This is a genomic window from Streptomyces sp. P17 (assembly GCF_032436805.1).
Classification (GTDB): Bacteria; Actinomycetota; Actinomycetes; order Streptomycetales; family Streptomycetaceae; genus Streptomyces.
In genome coordinates, this window is record NZ_JAVRBF010000564.1 from 1 (window position 1) to 301 (window position 301).

Annotated in this window: 1 protein-coding gene; it reads left to right on the forward strand. The window is 58.8% G+C overall.

Features of this window, described 5'->3' with window-relative positions:
* Positions 1–107 precede the first annotated feature (107 nt).
* The coding region (locus RMT89_RS42130; RefSeq protein WP_315889043.1) for a hypothetical protein at positions 108–301 on the forward strand (194 nt) is incomplete at its 3' end.

A 301-nucleotide genomic window follows, 5' to 3' on the forward strand; every position in this document is an offset into this window, starting at 1 on the left:
GGGCTTTATCAGCACAGCTCTCTTTTCCATTTAGGCCAGCGGGTGGGTGAGCCACACGGCTAGCCAGACCTGTACACGAGCGACAAACATCGACACAGGAATAACGGATGCCTTTATCGGATGCGGTCCCGCTTTCTCGCTTGATTCATCGTGGTGGTGCCAGCGGTGTCACCGGCAGTTGCCATCAGTTGGTTTACGCCGGTGGCCGCTCTTTGTTGATCGATTGCGGGCTGTTTCAGGGGGAGGACGCGGCCGCGGAGTCGCTGGAGCAATTGCGTGTGGGCTTCGATGTCTCGGCGGT